This window comes from Mycobacterium sp. 1274756.6 (assembly GCF_001668625.1).
Lineage (GTDB): Bacteria > Actinomycetota > Actinomycetes > Mycobacteriales > Mycobacteriaceae > Mycobacterium.
This window is the reverse complement of sequence record NZ_LZLJ01000023.1, coordinates 19,240-37,566: the sequence shown is the minus strand read 5'-3', so window position 1 is coordinate 37,566 and position 18,327 is coordinate 19,240. Positions and strand designations below refer to the sequence as shown.

Here is an 18,327-nt window from a genome sequence, read left to right as displayed (position 1 = left end):
GGCACCAGCCCCGCCGGGCCGGCTTCGGCCCGGTCGGGTTCCTTGCGGCTGGTCGCCGCGATGTCGTCGAGCAGCCCCATCCGCGCATAGATCCACGAGCCGGTGCACACGCTGGTGAGTAGCGTCGCCTCGGGCTGCTCGGCGATGAACTCGTGGAGCCGGCGGTTGTAGGTCTGGGTGCGGGTTCCGGCCCCGCCCGGGATCAGCAGCGCGTCCATGGCGGGCCGGTCGGTGAAGCCGTAGTTGGGCAGCACGGTGAAGCCCGCCTGGGTCTGGATCGGACGCAGCGCCTCGGCCACCAGGAACACCTCCAGGGCCGGATCGAACCGGCGCGCCACCGAGAAAACCCCGTAGGGCGCGGCGAAGTCGACGACCTCGGCGTCGGTGAAAACGTAGATCCCCAACCGGAATCCCTCGGTCATGGCCACTCCCTCCGTCGCCGGGAACGCTTACAGCAATTGTTCACCTTTCTCACAGGCACCTGTCCAGGTGATTCACCCCCATTCCGGCGGTGCCGGTGGTAACAAGAGATGTACAGCCTAGAACCCAACCGATCGCCGGCCCGAAGCAGTGACTGCGGGCCGGTCGAGAACTGAGGTCGTCACGTGACCGAGAGTGGCCGGACGTTGGCTCCGCTGCTGCCCGGCGGTGAACCCGTCGAGGCGTTACTGCGCAAGGCACAATTCTTCTCCCCGGGCACCCCGAGCCCGGACTACCGGGAGCTGCACCGCCGCGACGGTCGGCACGCCGAGGAGTTCTACCGGGAGCGCTGGCGGCACGGCAAGGTGGTGCGCTCCACCCACGGCGTCAACTGCACCGGGTCGTGCTCGTGGAAGGTCTACGTCAAAGAGGGCATCATCACCTGGGAGACCCAGCAGACCGACTACCCGTCGGTCGGGCCGGACATGCCCGAGTACGAACCGCGCGGCTGCCCGCGCGGCGCGTCGTTTTCCTGGTACACCTACTCCCCGTCCCGGCTGCGCTACCCCTACGTGCGCCAGCCGCTGCTGGAGGTGTGGCGGGAGGCGCGGACCCGGCTCGGCGACCCGGTGACGGCGTGGGCCGACATCGTCGCCGACCCGGAGCGCACCGCGCGCTACAAGGAGAACCGCGGCAAAGGCGGGTTTCTGCGCTCGAGTTGGGCCGAGGTCAGCGAGTTGATCGCCGCCGCGCACGTCCACACGATCAAGGAGTTCGGCCCCGACCGGGTGGTGGGCTTCTCCCCCATCCCGGCGATGTCGCAGGTCTCCTACGCGGCAGGCACCCGGTTCCTGTCGATGATCGGTAGCACGATCCTGTCGTTCTACGACTGGTACGCCGACCTGCCGCCGTCCTCCCCGCAGGTCTACGGCGACCAGACCGACGTGCCCGAATCCGGCGACTGGTGGAACGCCGCCTACCTGATCATCTGGGGCACCAACCTGCCGATCACCCGCACCCCCGACGCGCACTTCATGACCGAGGCCCGCTACCGAGGCCAGAAGGTGGTGGTGGTCAGCCCCGACTACTCCGACCACACCAAGTTCGCCGACGACTGGCTGGCCGCCAACCCGGGCACCGACGGCGCGCTGGCGATGGCGATGGGCCACGTCGTGCTCACCGAGTTCTTCCGCGACCGCCGGGTCCCCTACTTCCAGACCTACGTCAAGACCTACACCGACCTGCCGTTCCTGGTCACGCTGCGGCCCCGCGACAGCGGCGACGGCGACGCGGCGAGCTATGTGCCCGACCGGTTCCTGACCGCCGCGGATCTCGGTGAGACCGGAGAGGGCGCGGCGCACCGCACCGTGCTGCTCGACACCGCGACCGGTGAGCCGTTCTTCCCCAACGGCACTCTGGCCGACCACTTCTCGGAGTCGGGCAAGGGCAAGTGGAACCTCGACCTGGGTGGGCGCGACCCGCTGCTCAGCGTCTACGACCCTTCCGACTCCGAGGTCGACGCCGTCACCGTCGACCTGCCGCGGTTCGACATCGGCGCCACCGAGGGCGGGGCCACCGTGCGTCGCGGCGTTCCGGTGCGCCGTATCGGTGACCGGTTGGTGTGCACCGTCTTCGATCTGCTGATGGCGCACTACGCGGTGGGCCGCGACGGGCTGCCCGGCGAGTGGCCGACCGGCTACGACGACGCCGACTGCCCGCACACCCCGGCCTGGCAGGAGCAGATCACCGCCGTTCCGGCTGCCGCCGCGGCCCGGGTGGCCCGCGAATTCGCCCGCACCGCCGAGCTTTCCGGCGGCCGGTCGATGATCGCGATGGGTGCGGGAACCAACCACTGGTACCACTCCGACCAGATCTACCGCACGTTTTTCACCCTGACCATGCTCTGCGGCTGCCAGGGGGTCAACGGCGGCGGCTGGGCGCACTACGTCGGGCAGGAGAAGGTGCGTCCGCTGACCGGGTGGCAGCAGGTGGCGTTCGCGTTCGACTGGCAGCGGCCCACCCGGCACATGACCGGCACCTCGTTCTTCTACCTGCACAGCAGCCAGTGGCGCTACGAGAAGTTCGGCGCCGAGGAACTCTCCAGCCCGCTGGGCCGTGGCCTGTTCGCCGGCAAGGCGATGGCCGACACCATCGCCCAGGCCAGCCGGCTGGGCTGGACGCCGTCGCACCCGGCCTTCGACCGCAACCCGCTGGAGATCGCCGACGCCGCCGCGGCCGCAGGCAAATCCGTCGCCGACTACGTCGTCGACGAGATCAAGGCCGGCCGGCTCAACTTCGCCGGCGAAGACCCGGACAACCCGGTCAACTTCCCGCGGGTGCTGACGGTGTGGCGGGCGAACCTGCTGGGCTCCTCGGGCAAGGGCATGGAGTACTTCATGCGCCACCTGCTGGGCACCGACAACGCCGTGCGCGCCGAGGAGTCCCAGCCGGAGGTGCGCCCCACCGAGGTCGCCTGGCATGACACCGCGCCGCGCGGCAAGCTCGACCTGGTCACCACCATCGACTTCCGGATGACCTCCACCTGCAGCTACTCCGACATCGTGCTGCCCGCGGCCACCTGGTACGAGAAGCACGACCTGTCGACCACCGACATGCACCCGTTCGTGCACTCGTTCAACCCGGCGATCGCCCCGCCGTGGGAGTCGCGCACCGACTTCGACGCCTTCGCCACCATCGCCACCCACTTCTCCCGGCTGGCCGCGAAGCACCTGGGCACCCGCACCGACGTGCTGGCGGTGCCGCTGATGCACGACTCCGCCGACGAACTGGCCCAGCCCGGCGGGGTGGTCCGCGACTGGCGCTACGGCGAGTGCGAGCCGGTGCCCGGCGTGACGATGCCCAAGCTGGTCACCGTGGAGCGCGACTTCGCCGCGGTCGCCGAGAAGATGGCCGCCCTGGGCCCGCTGGCCGAGACCGTCGGCACCGGCGTCAAGGGCATCCAATGGAAACCCACCGCTGCGGTGGAGTATCTGCGCCGCACCAACGGGGTGGTGCGCGGCGGCGCCGGGGACGGCCGGCCGTCGCTGGCCCGCGACATCCACATGGCCGAGGCGATCCTGGCGCTGTCGGGGACCACCAACGGCGAGGTGGCCCTGCAGGGTTGGGCCGCGATGGAAGAGCGCACCGGCGTGCGGCTGGCCGATCTGGCCGAGGAGCGCGCCGGCGACCAGATCACCTTCGCCGACACCCAGGTGCAACCGCGGGCGGTGATCACCTCCGCGGAGTGGTCGGGCAGTGAGACCGGCGGGCGGCGCTATTCGCCGTTCGTGGTCAACGTCGAGCGCCTCAAGCCGTGGCACACCCTGACCGGGCGGATGCACTTCTTCCTCGACCACGACTGGATCGCCGAGTACGGCGAGTGGCTGCCGACCTACCGCCCGCCGCTGAACTACATCAGCCACTTCGGCGAGCAGGGCCTGCCCGAGGAACGCCGCCCGGAGATCACGGTGCGTTACCTGACCCCGCACTCGAAGTGGTCGATCCACTCCGAGTACCAGGACAACCTGCACATGCTGCGGCTGTTCCGCGGTGGGCCGGTGATCTGGATGAGTCCCGCCGACGCGGCGACGATCGGGGTGGCCGACAACGACTGGATCGAGGCCTACAACCGCAACGGGGTGGTGGGGTGCCGGGCGGTGGTCACCCACCGGATGCCCAAGGGGACGGTGTTCATGTACCACACCATGGACCGGCACCTGATGACCCCGATCACCGAGGTGTCCAAGCTGCACGGCGGCGGCGACAACGCCTTGACCCGCCTGGTGATCAAACCCACCCACCTGATCGGCGGCTATGCGCAGTTGTCGTTCGGCTTCAACTACTACGGGCCCACCGGAAGTCAGCGTGACGAGATCACCGTCATCCGGCGACGTTCCCAGGAGGTGAGATACCGATGAGGGTGATGGCCAACGTGGCCATGGTGATGAACCTCGACAAGTGCATCGGCTGCCATACCTGCACCGTCACCTGCAAGCAGGTGTGGACCAACCGGCCCGGCACCGAGTACGTCTACTTCAACAACGTCGAGACCAAGCCGGGCGTGGGCTACCCCAAACGCTACGAAGACCAGGACTACTGGCACGGCGGCTGGACGCTGGACAAGAAGGGCCGGCTGAAACTGAAAGCCGGTGGGCGGCTGCGCAAGCTGCTCAACATCTTCTACAACCCCGACCTGCCGTCCATCGACGACTACGGCGACCCGTGGACCTACGACTACCAGAGCGTCATCGACGCCCCGCTGGGCACACCGAACCCCACCGCCCATTCGATCTCGGCGTTGACCGGCAAGGACATGACGGTCTCGTGGGGCTCCAACTTCGACGACGATCTCGCCGGCGCTCCCGAACACGCCATCCACGACCCCAACCTCGCCGGGCTCGAGGAGAAGGTGAAGATGGAGTTCGAAGAGGTCTTCATGTTCTACCTGCCGCGGATCTGCGAGCACTGCCTCAACCCGTCGTGTGTGGCGTCCTGCCCATCAGGTGCGATGTACAAGCGCGCCGAGGACGGCATCGTGCTCGTCGATCAGGACAAGTGCCGCGGTTGGCGATTCTGCGTCTCCGGATGCCCGTACAAGAAGGTGTATTTCAACCACCGCACCGGCAAAGCCGAGAAGTGCACGTTCTGCTTCCCGCGCATCGAGCAGGGCCTGCCCACCATCTGCAGCGAGACCTGCGTCGGGCGGCTGCGGTATTTGGGGCTGTTCCTCTACGACGCGGACAAGGTGCTGGATGCGGCCGCCACTCCCGACGTTCAGGACCTCTACCAGGCGCAGCTGGACGTGTTCTTGGATCCGCATGACCCGGAGGTGCAGGCCGAGGCGGCCCGCGCCGGGATCCCGCACGACTGGGTCGAGGCGGCCCAGCGTTCCCCGTGCTACGAGTTGGCGGTCCGGCACAAGGTGGCGCTGCCGCTGCACCCGGAATACCGTACCCTGCCGATGGTTTGGTACATCCCGCCGCTGTCCCCGGTGGCCGATGTGGTCAACGCCGCCGGCTACGACGCCGCCACCCCCGACAACGTGTTCGCCACCATCGACGCGCTGCGGATCCCGATCGACTACCTGGCCAACCTGTTCACCGCCGGCGACTCGGAGCTGATCCGCACCGTGCTGCGCAAGCTCACCGTGGTGCGCACCATGCAGCGCGCCGCGCAACTGGGCCTCGAGATCGATGAGAACCTGCCGGCATCGGTCGGCGCCACCGCCGAGGACCTCGACGACCTGTACCGACTGCTGGCGATCGCGAAATACGAAGAGCGCTATGTCATCCCACCGGCCCACCAGGAGGAGGCGGGTCGGCTGATGGGGCAGCACGAGCAGCTGTTCTGCAGCTTGGACACCGAGGGCGGTCCCGGGATGGGCGGCACCGGCCCGACCGGGCCGCACGGCGTGGGCTCCTACCGGCCGGATCACCTGAAGCCGGAAAGCGAGCGCGCCACGGCGAGTTTCAACCTGCTCAACTGGGACGGCCGTAGCTCCGCGCCCGGCATGTTCCCCGAGCCGGGACCGGCGTGAGGATGCGGCGCCGATGAACACCGCCACCGCCAAACTGGCGTCGGTGCTGCTGCAGTACCCCACCGCCGCGCTCTTCGACGGCCTCGACGAACTCGACGCGTTCGCGGCCGGCGCCGGACCCAAGGGCGCGCGGCAGGCGTTCGGCCGGTTCCTGACCTGGCTGCGCGACACCGAGCCCGAGGAGGTCGCCAAGCACTACGTCGAGACCTTCGACCTGCGGCGGCGCTGCGCGCTGTATCTGACCTACTACCGCTACGGCGACACCCGCAAACGCGGCATGGCGATGGTGGTGGTCAAGGCCGCCTACCGCGACGCGGGATTTGTGCCCGACGAAGACGAGCTGCCCGACTATCTGCCCATGGTGCTGGATTTCGCCGCGCTCTGCCCGCGCGGGGTGCGCCTGCTGACCAGCCACCGCACCGATCTGGAGCTGCTGCACCGCGGCCTGCGCAAGGCCGAATCCCCCTACGCCGACGTCGTCGCCGCGATCACCGCCGGCCTGCCCAAGCTGGGCCGCTACGAACTGGCCCAGGTGCGCACCGCCTGGGAGTCGGGACCGCCCGGCGAGGATGTCGGGCTGGAACCGTTCGCGCCCCCGGATTACCTCGCCGGCTACGGCGCCGCACCGACCTCGGAACTGGGAGCTGATCAATGCCGCATGTAAGCACCGGGGAACTGTGGTGGTGGGTGATCTTGCCCTACATCGCGATCGCCGTGTTCATCGTGGGCCACATCTGGCGCTGGCGTTACGACCAGTTCGGCTGGACCAGCCGCTCCACCCAGCTGCAGGAGCAACGGCTGCTCAAATGGGGTGCGCCGCTGTTCCACTACTCGGCGCTGGCGGCGATCGCCGGGCACGTGATGGGCATCTTGATCCCCAAGTCGTTCACCGACCGGATCGGCATCCCCGAGACCTTCTACCAGGATGTCTCCGCGTTCGCCGGGTCGGCCGCGGCCATCGGGGTACTCGCCGGCGGGGCCCTGCTCACCTACCGGCGCACCTCGGTGCCGCGGGTGCGGGCCACCACCAGTGCGGTGGACTACCTCGCGCTGATCCTGCTGGGTATCATCGTGCTGCTGGGCATCTACTTGACCCTGGGCATCCAGGACACCTCGCACTACGAATACCGCGACACCGTCGGCGTGTGGTTCCGCAGCCTGTTCGTGTTGCATCCCAACGTGGGGGTGATCGTGGACGCGCCGTTGATGTATCGGGTGCACGCCATCGCCGCGTGGGCGATCTTCATCGTCTGGCCGTTCAGCCGGTTGGTGCACGCGTGGAGTTATCCGCTGTGGTATCTGTGGCGGCCCTACATCGTGATGCGCCACAGCGCGCCCCGGCTGCCGCAGGAGCCCGGCACCGGTGGACGGCGCTGGCGCAAGATCGGGGTGCGTTACTAGCGGGTTTTCGGTTCACCCGCGGCGTGGCGTCCGGCCGGTGCACGCTCCTCACACCCGGCCAGCGCGCGCCTCACCTGCCCGACCGCGACCACCAATCCGCCGCCGCCCATGACCGACCCCACAAAGACGTTATCGGCGAAGATGAACCCCCCACAGAGGGACAGTAAGAGGCCCATGACAATGATCACCGGAGTCTGTGGCACCCGGCGCAACCCGCCCTTCTTGTTCCTCGACAGCGGCCCCCGGTCGTAACGCAGGTAATAACCCATTGCCGCCCACGTCGCCAAGACCAGCGTCAGCGGGATCAGGAACAAACTGCCGGGCCGAAGCTCCGGATCCGGAACCAACACCAGCGCGACGAACCCGAAGAACGCCGCCATCCCACCCAAAATCGCGAGCCGAATGTTCGCCCCGCGCCGCTTGATGTTCACCTCGTCGCGGCCGATGACCGGCTCCGCCCGGGTCGGCCTGCCGCCCTCACCGATCCGCGCGAAATCCTCGATCGACCGCATCGAGGCCGCCGGACCGGCCGGCAGCGAAAAGAACCTTCGCGCACTCGCGCCCGGCCGCAACTGCCCATTCACCGTGCTGTACAGCATCCCGTTGTAGACCAGATCCCACAGCAACTGATGCCGCTGCATCTGCCGCACATTCACACTCGACACCGTGCGCCCAGCACTATCGGTCAACGTGAAAATCTGTCCGCCCCCGCCGGCACTGACCGAAACGTCCGTCAGCTCATACAGGCTCACCCACACATTGTCTTTTTGCAGCCACAGCACGCCAGCGACCAGCCACTCCCGCGAACCGGCAGCATAAAGGGCAAAAGCCAAGAAAGCGGCAAGTGCACCAATAAACAACGAGATGATCAGCTTTCCGTAAACAGTGTCATCCGAGAGTGCAATCTGCGGACCGAAAAGGATCCCGAACACAATAAAAGCGAAGACCACACCGAACCGACCGTTCTTTGCTGATCCCACCTCCCATTCCAGCGGCGGCCCCCACACCTCTTCCGGCGGCAGCGGATGACGAATCTTGCCCAGCGGCCTGCGCGACTCGATCGCCGGCGCATAGTGAGTCGGCGCGTGCGGCGGCCGCGGCAACCCGGTAGCCGGATCCGGCCGGACCGGGGCAGGGCTGAAGGGCATGGACCGAGGACTCCGAACCGCTACTCGGGTGTCGGCTCGGCGACGAAGTTCCACTTGTCGGGATTCCGCGGTGAATACACCACCGGGCGCAGTTCCCCCATCTTCGGCCAGTCCTCGACGTCGACGGCCATCCGCTGATACACCACGTGCTCGTTGACGGTCGGGCCGTTGATCACGCCGGTGACGGTGACGTACTGCTCACCGGAGACATCCGGGCGCGGACTGACCCCGGTGATCAGCAGTGTGCCCTCCACCGCATCAGCGCCCGGTCGGCGTTTGATCAGCCAGGGTGCGGCCACCACCGCGATCGTCGCGATAATCAGCAAGAGCACCCAGAAGTCCCACATCCCGCCATGGTAAGACTGTCGCCCTCGCCAAGGAGCCACACCGATGACCGACGAAACACCGAGCCCCGACCTGACGCTGGCGCTGCGCCTGGCCGACCACGCCGATGCGCTGACCCTGGCCCGGTTCGGCGCCCAGGACCTGCGCGTCGACACCAAACCGGACCTCACCCCGGTCACCGACGCCGACCGCGACGTGGAGACCGCCCTGCGCGAGGAGTTGGCCCACCACCGTCCCGAGGACGCGGTGCTCGGTGAGGAGTTCGGCGGCACCGCCGAATTCACCGGGCGGCAGTGGGTGATCGACCCGATCGACGGCACCAAGAACTTCGTGCGGGGCGTACCGGTGTGGGCGACGCTGATCGCGCTGCTGCACGACGGGGCGCCGACGATCGGCGTGGTCAGCGCGCCCGCTCTGGCCCGGCGCTGGTGGGCCGAGACCGGTTCGGGCGCCTACACCGCGGTCGGCGGCGGTGCGCCGCGGCGCATCACGGTGTCGGCGGTCGCCGAGCTGTCGGCGGCCAGCCTGGCGTTCTCCAGCCTGTCCGGCTGGGCCGACCGCGGCATCCGGGACCGCTTCCTGGGGCTGACCGACACGGTGTGGCGGGTCCGCGGCTACGGCGACTTCTGGTCGTATTGCCTGCTGGCCGAGGGCGCGGTCGACATCGCCGCCGAACCCGAGGTGTCGCTATGGGACCTCGCCGCCCTCGACGTCCTGGTGCGCGCGGCCGGCGGGACGTTCACCGACCTGGCCGGGGTCGCCGGCCCGCACGGTGGCAGCGCGGTGGCGACCAACGGGCTGCTGCACGAGCCGGTGTTGGACCGGCTCCGGTAGCACGCCGCCCACGCGGTCATGTGAGTTGCGTCACACGGACCCCGTATCTTACTCCGGAGTAAGATACGGTTTAGCGGACTTCATCCTGTCCGCCCTTTCAACTTTCCTGACGTGAGGCTGTCGATGACCAACACCGCACCGCAGACCACCGGTTCGCGCCGCCGCCGCCGCAAGAACGGCCACGAAAGCGCCGTCGGACTGGGCAGGCACAAGCGCACCCTCACCGACGTCGGCCTGGCCGTCATCACCCCGATCGTCGGTCAGGAATTCCTCGACAAGTACAACTTGCGCGACCCGCTCAACCGCGCGCTGCGCTACGGCATCAAGCAGACGTTCTCGGTAGCCGGGGCCACCAGCCGCCAGTTCAAGCGGGTGCAGGGGCTCACCGGTGGGCCCACCCGGCTGAAGGCCACCGGCGGCAAGGGCTACTTCGACCTGACCCCGGACGAAGACCAACAGCTGATCCTCGACACCGTCAAGGAATTCGCCGCCGAGGTGTTGCGCCCGGCCGCCCTCGACGCCGACGAGGCCGCCGGCTACCCGCCGGAGCTGATCGGCAAGGCCGCCGAGCTCGGGATCACCGCGGTCAACATCCCCGAGAACTTCGACGGCATCGCCGAGCACCGCTCCAGCGTCACCAACGTTCTGGTCGCCGAGGCGCTGGGCTACGGCGACATGGGTCTGGCCCTGCCGATCCTGGCACCCGGCGGCGTGGCCGCAGCGCTGACCCACTGGGGCTCCGCCGACCAGCAGGCCACCTACCTCACCGAATTCGCCGGGGAGAACGTCCCCCAGGCCTGCGTGGCGATCGCCGAACCGCAGCCGCTGTTCGACCCGACCATGCTGAAGACCACCGCGGTCCGCACCCCCAGCGGCTACCGGCTCGACGGGGTGAAATCGCTGGTGCCCGCGGCCGCCGACGCCGAACTGTTCGTCGTCGCCGCCCAACTCAACGGCAAGCCGGCGCTGTTCATCGTCGAGTCCTCCGCCGAGGGGCTCAGCGTCAAAGCCGACCCGTCGATGGGGCTGCGGGCCGCCGCCCTCGGCCAGGTCGAGCTCACCGGTGTGCGGGTGCCGCTGTCGGCCCGCCTCGGCGAGGACGAGGCCACCGACGAGGACTACTCCGAGGCGCTGGCACTGTCCCGGCTGGGCTGGGCGGCACTGGCGGTGGGCACCAGCCACGCGGTGCTCGACTACGTGATCCCCTACGTCAAGGAGCGCGAGGCGTTCGGCGAGCCGATCGCCAACCGGCAGGCGGTGGCGTTCATGTGCGCCAACATCGCCATCGAGCTCGACGGGCTGCGGATGATCACCTGGCGCGGGGCGTCGCGCGCCGACCAGGGACTGTCGTTCACCCGGGAGGCGGCGCTGGCCAAACGACTCGGCACCGACAAGGGCATGCAGATCGGTCTCGACGGTGTGCAGCTGCTCGGCGGGCACGGCTACATCAAGGAACACCCGGTCGAACGCTGGTACCGCGACCTGCGGGCCATCGGCGTCGCCGAAGGCGTTGTGCTCATCTGAACCCCCTGACTCCTCAACACGCCCCTTAGGACCGAAAGAACCGCCATGGCAATCAATCTGGAACTCCCCCGCAAGCTGCAGAGCGTGATCGAGAAGGCGCATCAGGGCGCCGCGGAGATGCTGCGGCCGATCTCGCGCAAGTACGACCTCGCCGAGCACGCCTACCCCGTCGAGTTGGACACCCTGGCCGACCTGTTCGAAGGCGTCTCGGAGGCCGGCGCCTTCGCGATGGCCGGCGCCGAGGCGTTCCGCGACGCCGAGGACACCGGCCAGAACCGCAACGGCGCCAACATGTCCGCGTTGGTCAACGCCCTGGAGATCAGCTGGGGCGACGTGGGCCTGCTGCTGAGCGTGCCGTATCAGGGGCTGGGCAACGCGGCGATCTCCGGGGTGGCCACCGACGAGCAGCTGGAGCGGCTGGGCAAGGTGTGGGCCGCGATGGCGATCACCGAGCCCGGCTTCGGCTCGGACTCCGCGGCGGTGACCACCACCGCCACCCTCGACGGCGACGAGTATGTGATCAACGGCGAGAAGATCTTCGTCACCGCCGGGTCACGGGCCAGCCACATCGTGGTCTGGGCGAGCCTGGACCGCTCCAAGGGCCGCGCGGCAATCAAGTCGTTCATCGTGCCGCGTGAGCACCCCGGCGTCACCGTGGAGCGGTTGGAAAAGAAGCTGGGCATCAAGGCTTCCGACACCGCGGTGATCCGGTTCGACAACGCCCGCATCCCCAAGGACAACCTGCTGGGCAGCCCGGAGATCAACACCGAGAAGAGCTTCTCGGGGGTGATGGAGACCTTCGACAGCACCCGCCCGATCGTGGCGGCCATGGCCGTCGGGGTCGGCCGGGCGGCGCTGGAGGAACTGCGCAAACTGCTGACCGACGCCGGAGTGGAGATCAGCTACGACAAGCCCTCGCACGCCCAGAGCGCGGCGGCCGCGGAATTCCTGCGGATGGAGGCCGACTGGGAGTCCGGCTATCTGCTGACGCTGCGCTCGGCGTGGCAGGCCGACAACAACATCCCCAACTCCAAAGAGGCGTCGATGGCCAAGGCCAAAGCCGCCCGCGTCGGCACCGACATCACGCTCAAGTCGGTGGAGATGGCCGGCACCACCGGCTACTCCGAGCAGCTGCTGTTGGAGAAGTGGGCGCGCGACTCCAAGATCCTCGACATCTTCGAGGGCACCCAGCAGATCCAGCAGTTGGTGGTCGCCCGGCGGCTGCTGGAGTTGTCCTCGGCCGAACTGAAATAACGTCGCGCCCCGCCACCGGAGCCCGCGGCGCCGAGCCCGGGGCTTCGGCGGTGCGGCTTAACGCCGGGCGTCGATCGCGTCGGGCAGCGCCGACAGCAACTTGGCGTCGGCGGTGAGCAATCCGAGTCCTTCCGCCGCGGCCTGAGCGACGAGCACGGCGTCGAAGGGGTCGCGCTGCGGCAGCGCCGCGAGGTCGGAGGCGAGCGTGTGGCGACGGGTCACCGGCAGGTCGCGCAGGCCGGATCGCTCGATCGCGTCGCCGAAATCATCGGGTAGCCCGATCTTGCCGATCGCCGCTTTGATCGCGAGCTCCCAGGTGCTCGCCGCGGAGACGTACACCGCTGCGCTGGCCGAGATCCGTTCTCGGGCAGCGATACCCAGTCGAGGACTGTCGTCGAGCAGCCACAGCAGCACGTGAGTGTCGAGCAGCAGACCGCTCACCGGAGGCCGAACAGCGCGTTGACGGCGCTGTCGCTGTCGTCGAAATGGTCGGCGTCGTAGCCGATTCGGCCCGTGAGGGCCCCGAAGACGATGTCGGTCCGCGCGTGCGGGACCAGGTCGGCGACCGGCTTGCCGGCGCGGGCGATGGTGATCGTCTCGCCCTGCTCGACCCGAGCCAACAGCTGGGAGAGCCGCGTCTTGGCGTCGTGGATATTGACCGTCCGCATGTCGCCAGTGTATCGGGCTTAGTCTAGTCGGGCTAAGACAATCCGATTGCGAAGACACTTGCAGCCACTCGGAACAAAAAGTAATGTCACTTTTAGTTTTGAGTCACGCGCTCCCGGGAGGCAGCTATGGAATCCTTCGTCCACCTGCGTAAAGGCCGCACCCCGCGGCGGGTGCACGCCGACCTCGACGGGCTGAAGGACGACGAACTCGGCCGCGGCGGGTTCACCGGCCGCACCGCCAGCCTGTTCCGCCGCAACGACCCCACCGCTTACCGCGCCGAGGGGCCGCTGCGCCCGGTCGACATCCTCACCGACCAGCTCTCCCCCACTGACGCCGACGACCCGGCCGGCGACCCGCTGCTGCTGTTCTCCAACCGCGACTGCCGCATCTCGCTGTCCCGGCGCGCCGCCCCGATGCCGTTTTTCATCCGCTACGTCGACGGGGACCTGCTCTGCTTCGTCCACACCGGCGCCGGCACCCTGGAGACCGAGTTCGGCCCGTTGAGCTACCGCCCCGGCGACTGGGTGTACCTGCCCAAGGCCACCACCTGGCGTCAACTGCCCGACGAACAGACCACGCTGCTGATGGTGCAGGCAACCGACGAATTCCGGCTGCCGCCACCGGGACCGCTGGGCCGGCACTTCCCGTTCGACCCGGCGGTGATGACCATCCCCGAGCCCACCCCCCGCGGTGACGACGCCGACGACACCGGTGAGCACCGGGTGCGGCTGATCCACGAGGGCGGGCCCACCACCTTGCACTACCGCCACCACCCGCTGGACGTCGAAGGCTGGCGCGGCGACAACTTCCCGTTCACTTTCAACATCGCCGACTACCACGTCATCACCTCCGACTCGGTGCACCTGCCGCCGACGGTGCACCTGTTCATGCAGGCCACCGGGGTGGTCGTGATGAACTTCCTGCCCAAACCCGCCGAGGGCGTGCCGGGCACCGAACGCACCCCGTGGTATCACCGCAACGTCGACTACGACGAGATCGCCTTCTTCCACGGCGGCACCCTCTACGGCATCCCGATGCCGCCCGGCCTGCTCTCCCACGCCCCGCAGGGTGTGCACCACGGCGCCCCGGAGAAGGCCCGCGAACGCGCGCGGCGCAAGTTCGACGACTACACCCGGGTCGACTGGCAGGTCATCGCCGTCGACACCCGCCGTCGGCTCACCCCGTCCCCGGAGGTGCTCGCCGCCGACCTCGGTCAGCACGCCTGACCACAGCCAGCAACCCACCCGCGACCAGGAGGCCCCGCGTATGACCACCGCCGTCAAACACGACTACGAGCGCATCCCGTATCTGGTGGCCTACCAGAACGATTCCGACGTGCGCGACGTCTACGGCGGGGTCGCCGAACTGGTGGTGCTGGAAAGCTATCTACTCAAACCCAAGGACAAGCCCTCCGACACGGTGCTGATGTTCATGCACCCGATCGGCGGCGGCGCCTACCTGCCGATGATGAACGGGCTGGCCCGCGCCGGCCACCACGTCATCTACTGCAACAGCCGATTCCGCGGCACCGACTCCGCGCTGCTGATGGAGAAGGTGGTCCAGGACCTCGGCGAGGCGATCAAGGACGCCAAGAACCGGCTCGGCTACACCAAGGTGGTGCTGGCCGGCTGGAGCGGCGGCGGCTCGCTGTCGATGTTCTACCAGCAACAGGCCCAGCACCCGACCGTGACCGCCAGCCCCTCCGGCGACGGACCCGACCTGACCAAACTCGGCCTGATCCCCGCCGACGGAATCATGCTGCTGGCCGCCCACATCAGCCGCCACGGCACGCTGACCGAATGGCTCGACGCCGCCATCCTCGACGAGTCCGACCCCACCAAGCGGGACCCGGAACTGGACCTCTACAACCCGGACAACCCCAACCAGCCGCCCTACACGCCGGAGTTCCTGGAGCGCTACCGGGCCGCCCAGATCGCCCGCAACCGCAAGATCACCGCCTGGGTCAAGGACAAGCTCGCCGAACTGAAGGCCGCCGGGCGCGACGACGAGGAGTTCGGCTTCGTCGTGCACGGCACCATGGCCGACCCGCGCTGGCTGGACCCGACCGTCGACCCCAACGAACGCACCCCCGGACAGTGCTATCTGGGGGATCCTCGGGTGGTGAACATGAGCCCGATCGGGTTGGCGCGGTTCTGCTCGCTGCGCAGCTGGCTGTCGCAGTGGAGCTACGACGACGCCAACGGCGACAGCCTGGAGTGCGGCCGCGACATCGCGGTGCCCGCCCTGGTCATCGGCAACCTCGCCGACGACGCCTGCACCCCCAGCCACACCCGGCGGATGTTCGAGGCGATCGCCCACCCGGACAAGGAGATGCAGGAGATCCCCGGCGCCAACCACTACTACGCCGGCCCCGACCAGCGCGACACCCTGCGCCAGGCGGTCGCCGTGGTCAGCGACTGGCTGGAGCGCCACGGCTTCACCGGGAGCGGGGCGGCATGAGCGCCGGTGCCCTCGACGGGGTGCGCGTCCTGGAGCTGGGCACCCTGATCTCCGGACCCTTCGCCGGGCGGCTGCTCGGCGACATGGGCGCCGAGGTGATCAAGATCGAGCTGCCCGGCAAACCCGACCCGCTGCGCACCTGGGGCCAGGCCGAACTCGACGGCGAGCACTTCTTCTGGACGGTGCACGCCCGCAACAAGAAGGCCGCCACCCTCGACCTGCGCCACCCGCGCGGCCGCGAGCTGTTCCTCGAGCTGGTCGCCAAATCCGATGTGATCGTGGAGAACTTCCGGCCCGGCACGTTGGAGAAATGGGACCTCGGCTACGAGGTGTTGCGCGAACACAACCCCGGCATCATCCTGGTCCGGGTCTCCGGCTACGGGCAGACCGGCCCGGACGCCACCAAGGCCGGCTACGCCTCGGTGGCCGAGGCCGCCAGCGGGCTGCGGCACATGAACGGCTTTCCCGGCGGGCCACCGCCCCGGCTGGCGCTGTCCCTCGGCGACAGCCTCGCCGGGATGTTCGCCGCCCAGGGTGCGCTGGCCGCCCTCTACCGGCGCACGGTCACCGGTGTCGGACAGGTCGTCGACGTCGCGCTGACCGAATCCTGTTTGGCCATCCAGGAATCCACCATCCCCGACTACGACGTCGGCGGCGTGGTGCGCGGCCCGTCGGGCACCCGGCTCGAAGGCATCGCCCCGTCGAACATCTACCGCTCCGCCGACGGCTCCTGGGTGGTGATCGCCGCCAACCAGGACAGCGTGTTCGCCCGGCTCTGCCAGGTGATGGGCCGCCCGGAGCTGGCCACCGACCCGCGGTTCGTCGACCACGGCGCGCGCGGCCGCAACCAGGACGAGCTCGACCGCATCATCGGCGACTGGGCCGCCGAGCGGCAACCGGGCGACATCATCGCCACCCTCAGCGACGCCGGGGTGATCGCCGGGCCGATCAACACCGTCGCGGAGGTCGTCACCGACCCGCAGCTGCTGGCGCGCGGCATGATCGCCGACCACTATGACGAGCGGATCGGCCGTAACGTCAAGGGACCGGGCATCGTGCCGATGCTCTCCGAGTCACCCGGTGCGATCCGGCATGCCGGCTCCACCCGACCCGGCCAACACAACGACGAGGTGTTCGGCGAACTGCTCGGCCGCAGCGCCGACCAACTCGACGACCTCCGCCGAGAGGGGGCGCTGTGAACCCACTGCCCGAACGGGTCACGATCCGCGAGGTCGCGCTGCGCGACGGCCTGCAGAACGAGACACCGATCCCGCTGGCGGCCAAGCTGGAGATGCTGGCCGCCATCGTGGCCACCGGCGTGACCGAGATCGAGGCGACCGCGTTCGTCTCCCCGACCAAGGTGCCGGCGATGGCCGACGCCGCCGAACTGGCCGCCGAGCTGCGCCACTTCCCCGGCATCACGTTCTCCGCGCTGGTCGCCAGCCCCAACGGCGCGCGCCGTGCCGTCGCCGCCGGCCTGCAGACCGTGCAGTACGTGGTCGCCGCCACCGACGCGTTCAGCAACGCCAACGTCGGCCGCAGCAGCGCCGAGGCGACCGCGCAGATCGCCGAGATCGTGGCCATCGCCCACGACGCCGGCGTCACCGTCGAGGTGATCATCGCCACCGCGTGGGACTGCCCGTTCTCCGGGCCCACCCCGGGCGAGCGGGTGGTCGAGATCGTCGAGGCGGCCCGACACGCCGGGGTGGACCGGATCGCGATCGCCGACACCATCGGCACCGCCACCCCACGGCGGGTGACCGCCCTGATCGAGCAGGTGCGCCCGGCGCTCGGCGCCATGCCGCTGGGCGCGCACTTCCACAACACCCGCGGGGTCGGGCTGGCCAGCGCCTATGCCGCCGTCAGCGCCGGGGTCACCCGACTGGATTCCTCCGCCGGCGGCCTGGGCGGCTGCCCGTTCGCCCCCGGAGCAACCGGCAACATCGCCACCGAAGACCTGGTCTACCTGCTCGGCGACTGCGGGATCGAGACCGGCATCGACCTGTCGGCCGCCATCGACGCGGCCCGCGTAGCCGGGCGCGCCGTCGGGCACGACCTGCCCAGCGCGCTGCTGCGCGCCGGCGACCGGATCCGGAAGTAGCGACCATGCCGCCCGGCGAGCTCAGCACCAAGGGCCGTCAAACCCGCGCCGCCATCGAACAGGCCGCCCGGAAACTCTTCGCCGAGAGCGGATTCCACGGCACCACCCTCGCCGACATCACCGCGGCGGCGGGCCGCTCCCCGGCGGTGTTCTACCGCTACTTCACCGACAAGGAAGACCTGCTCGCCGCGCTGGCCCACTCCTTTCTGCACGACGTGCTCACCCCGTCCGGACTGAACCTGCGGCTGCCGCAATCCCCGCAGGACACCGAGTTCTTCACCTCGGTGGTCACCGCCTACTGGAACATGTTCAAACAGAACATCGGCATCATGATCGCGGTGTCGCAGCTGGCCGCCACCCAGCAACGATTCGCTCAGGTGCAGAACGAGTTCCGCCGCTTCGGCATGGACATCGTGGCGACCTCGGTGCGCCATGCCCAACAGCAGGGCTACGCCGGCGACCTCATCCCCGAGCACGTCGCGGCGGCGATCGCCCTGCTCTTCGAGAACTTCACCACCGTCTTCGTCGGCGGCTCCGGGCTCGGCCTGGAGCTCAGCGACACCGAAGCGGTGACCACCCTGGCCACCATCTGGAAACGAACCCTGTACGGCTTCTAGCCCGACGAAAGGACGCTC

General features: G+C 68.9%; 17 protein-coding genes. 12 read left to right on the top strand and 5 right to left on the bottom strand.

Annotation, left to right across the window (positions count from 1 at the left end; translation table 11 throughout):
* Nucleotides 1-422, bottom strand: a 422-nt coding sequence (locus A5643_RS03350; RefSeq protein WP_197497630.1) for a DJ-1/PfpI family protein, incomplete at its 3' end; no start/stop codon positions are given.
* A gap of 183 nt (nucleotides 423-605) precedes the next feature.
* On the opposite strand from A5643_RS03350, the gene A5643_RS03345 reads away from it, so the two are divergent.
* Genes A5643_RS03345 through narI form a run of 4 tightly spaced genes read left to right on the top strand, consistent with a single transcriptional unit; the run spans nucleotide 606 to nucleotide 7,357 of the window.
* Nucleotides 606-4,337 (top strand): nitrate reductase subunit alpha, encoded by a 3,732-nt coding sequence (locus A5643_RS03345; protein WP_197497629.1) that lies wholly within the window; start codon nucleotides 606-608, stop codon nucleotides 4,335-4,337.
* A complete protein-coding gene (gene narH / locus A5643_RS03340) occupies nucleotides 4,334-5,956 on the top strand; it encodes a nitrate reductase subunit beta (protein ID WP_066851936.1) in 1,623 nt (540 codons plus the stop codon). Before A5643_RS03345 ends, narH begins: the two co-directional genes overlap by 4 nt.
* A 13-nt stretch (nucleotides 5,957-5,969) precedes the next feature.
* Nucleotides 5,970-6,620 carry a nitrate reductase molybdenum cofactor assembly chaperone gene (gene narJ / locus A5643_RS03335; protein WP_066851934.1) on the top strand — a complete coding sequence of 217 codons (651 nt, stop codon included), beginning with the start codon at nucleotides 5,970-5,972 and terminating at the stop codon, nucleotides 6,618-6,620.
* The gene (gene narI / locus A5643_RS03330) at nucleotides 6,608-7,357 is read left to right on the top strand and encodes a respiratory nitrate reductase subunit gamma (RefSeq protein WP_066851932.1); all 750 of its coding nucleotides are present in this window, start codon (nucleotides 6,608-6,610) and stop codon (nucleotides 7,355-7,357) included. Before narJ ends, narI begins: the two co-directional genes overlap by 13 nt.
* On the opposite strand, the gene A5643_RS03325 is transcribed toward narI, so the two are convergent.
* The gene (locus tag A5643_RS03325) at nucleotides 7,354-8,505 is read right to left on the bottom strand and encodes a hypothetical protein (RefSeq protein WP_156628489.1); all 1,152 of its coding nucleotides are present in this window, start codon (nucleotides 8,503-8,505) and stop codon (nucleotides 7,354-7,356) included. The genes narI and A5643_RS03325 overlap by 4 nt on opposite strands.
* Nucleotides 8,506-8,525: 20 nt before the next feature.
* The gene (locus A5643_RS03320) at nucleotides 8,526-8,852 is read right to left on the bottom strand and encodes a hypothetical protein (RefSeq protein WP_066851927.1); all 327 of its coding nucleotides are present in this window, start codon (nucleotides 8,850-8,852) and stop codon (nucleotides 8,526-8,528) included.
* Between the two features lie 43 nt (nucleotides 8,853-8,895).
* Between A5643_RS03320 and hisN the strand changes: the two genes are divergently transcribed.
* The 3 genes from hisN to A5643_RS03305 all read left to right on the top strand — a co-directional run bounded on the left by hisN (nucleotide 8,896) and on the right by A5643_RS03305 (nucleotide 12,462).
* Complete coding sequence (hisN, locus tag A5643_RS03315) at nucleotides 8,896-9,684, top strand: histidinol-phosphatase (RefSeq protein WP_066851925.1); 789 nt, start codon at nucleotides 8,896-8,898, stop codon at nucleotides 9,682-9,684.
* A 123-nt stretch (nucleotides 9,685-9,807) separates the two neighbouring features.
* Entirely contained in the window at nucleotides 9,808-11,208 is a 1,401-nt protein-coding gene (locus tag A5643_RS03310) for an acyl-CoA dehydrogenase family protein (RefSeq protein WP_066851923.1), read from the top strand.
* Nucleotides 11,209-11,253: 45 nt separating this feature from the next.
* Complete coding sequence (locus A5643_RS03305; RefSeq protein WP_066851921.1) at nucleotides 11,254-12,462, top strand: acyl-CoA dehydrogenase family protein; 1,209 nt, start codon at nucleotides 11,254-11,256, stop codon at nucleotides 12,460-12,462.
* A gap of 57 nt (nucleotides 12,463-12,519) precedes the next feature.
* Here A5643_RS03305 and A5643_RS03300 read toward each other — a convergent pair whose 3' ends face one another.
* Complete coding sequence (locus A5643_RS03300) at nucleotides 12,520-12,903, bottom strand: type II toxin-antitoxin system VapC family toxin (protein ID WP_066851919.1); 384 nt, start codon at nucleotides 12,901-12,903, stop codon at nucleotides 12,520-12,522.
* Entirely contained in the window at nucleotides 12,900-13,130 is a 231-nt protein-coding gene (locus A5643_RS03295) for a type II toxin-antitoxin system Phd/YefM family antitoxin (protein ID WP_066851917.1), read from the bottom strand. The genes A5643_RS03300 and A5643_RS03295 overlap by 4 nt, the downstream gene beginning before the upstream one ends.
* Before the next feature lie 126 nt (nucleotides 13,131-13,256).
* Between A5643_RS03295 and A5643_RS03290 the strand changes: the two genes are divergently transcribed.
* Genes A5643_RS03290 through A5643_RS03270 form a run of 5 tightly spaced genes read left to right on the top strand, consistent with a single transcriptional unit; the run spans nucleotide 13,257 to nucleotide 18,309 of the window.
* Nucleotides 13,257-14,357: a homogentisate 1,2-dioxygenase gene (locus A5643_RS03290; RefSeq protein WP_066851915.1), complete on the top strand. Its 1,101-nt coding sequence runs from the start codon at nucleotides 13,257-13,259 to the stop codon at nucleotides 14,355-14,357.
* A 40-nt stretch (nucleotides 14,358-14,397) separates the two neighbouring features.
* The gene (locus A5643_RS03285; protein ID WP_066851913.1) at nucleotides 14,398-15,591 is read left to right on the top strand and encodes an alpha/beta hydrolase family protein; all 1,194 of its coding nucleotides are present in this window, start codon (nucleotides 14,398-14,400) and stop codon (nucleotides 15,589-15,591) included.
* Nucleotides 15,588-16,790: a CaiB/BaiF CoA transferase family protein gene (locus A5643_RS03280; protein ID WP_066851911.1), complete on the top strand. Its 1,203-nt coding sequence runs from the start codon at nucleotides 15,588-15,590 to the stop codon at nucleotides 16,788-16,790. The genes A5643_RS03285 and A5643_RS03280 overlap by 4 nt, the downstream gene beginning before the upstream one ends.
* Nucleotides 16,787-17,692: a hydroxymethylglutaryl-CoA lyase gene (locus A5643_RS03275; protein WP_066851909.1), complete on the top strand. Its 906-nt coding sequence runs from the start codon at nucleotides 16,787-16,789 to the stop codon at nucleotides 17,690-17,692. The genes A5643_RS03280 and A5643_RS03275 overlap by 4 nt, the downstream gene beginning before the upstream one ends.
* Before the next feature lie 5 nt (nucleotides 17,693-17,697).
* Nucleotides 17,698-18,309, top strand: coding sequence for a TetR/AcrR family transcriptional regulator (locus A5643_RS03270; RefSeq protein ID WP_066851907.1), 612 nt, complete (start codon nucleotides 17,698-17,700; stop codon nucleotides 18,307-18,309).
* Nucleotides 18,310-18,327 lie beyond the last annotated feature (18 nt).

What these genes read in the sequence shown, in the direction of transcription:
- A5643_RS03305 (WP_066851921.1), top strand. Translation starts at nt 11,254, where the DNA reads ATGGCAATCAATCTGGAACTCCCCCGCAAGCTGCAGAGCGTGATCGAG.
- narJ (WP_066851934.1), top strand. Translation starts at nt 5,970, where the DNA reads ATGAACACCGCCACCGCCAAACTGGCGTCGGTGCTGCTGCAGTACCCC.
- hisN (WP_066851925.1), top strand. Translation starts at nt 8,896, where the DNA reads ATGACCGACGAAACACCGAGCCCCGACCTGACGCTGGCGCTGCGCCTG.
- A5643_RS03285 (WP_066851913.1), top strand. Translation starts at nt 14,398, where the DNA reads ATGACCACCGCCGTCAAACACGACTACGAGCGCATCCCGTATCTGGTG.
- narI (WP_066851932.1), top strand. Translation starts at nt 6,608, where the DNA reads ATGCCGCATGTAAGCACCGGGGAACTGTGGTGGTGGGTGATCTTGCCC.
- A5643_RS03320 (WP_066851927.1), bottom strand. Translation starts at nt 8,852, where the DNA reads ATGTGGGACTTCTGGGTGCTCTTGCTGATTATCGCGACGATCGCGGTG.
- A5643_RS03310 (WP_066851923.1), top strand. Translation starts at nt 9,808, where the DNA reads ATGACCAACACCGCACCGCAGACCACCGGTTCGCGCCGCCGCCGCCGC.
- A5643_RS03295 (WP_066851917.1), bottom strand. Translation starts at nt 13,130, where the DNA reads ATGCGGACGGTCAATATCCACGACGCCAAGACGCGGCTCTCCCAGCTG.
- A5643_RS03270 (WP_066851907.1), top strand. Translation starts at nt 17,698, where the DNA reads ATGCCGCCCGGCGAGCTCAGCACCAAGGGCCGTCAAACCCGCGCCGCC.
- A5643_RS03290 (WP_066851915.1), top strand. Translation starts at nt 13,257, where the DNA reads ATGGAATCCTTCGTCCACCTGCGTAAAGGCCGCACCCCGCGGCGGGTG.
- A5643_RS03280 (WP_066851911.1), top strand. Translation starts at nt 15,588, where the DNA reads ATGAGCGCCGGTGCCCTCGACGGGGTGCGCGTCCTGGAGCTGGGCACC.
- narH (WP_066851936.1), top strand. Translation starts at nt 4,334, where the DNA reads ATGAGGGTGATGGCCAACGTGGCCATGGTGATGAACCTCGACAAGTGC.
- A5643_RS03325 (WP_156628489.1), bottom strand. Translation starts at nt 8,505, where the DNA reads ATGCCCTTCAGCCCTGCCCCGGTCCGGCCGGATCCGGCTACCGGGTTG.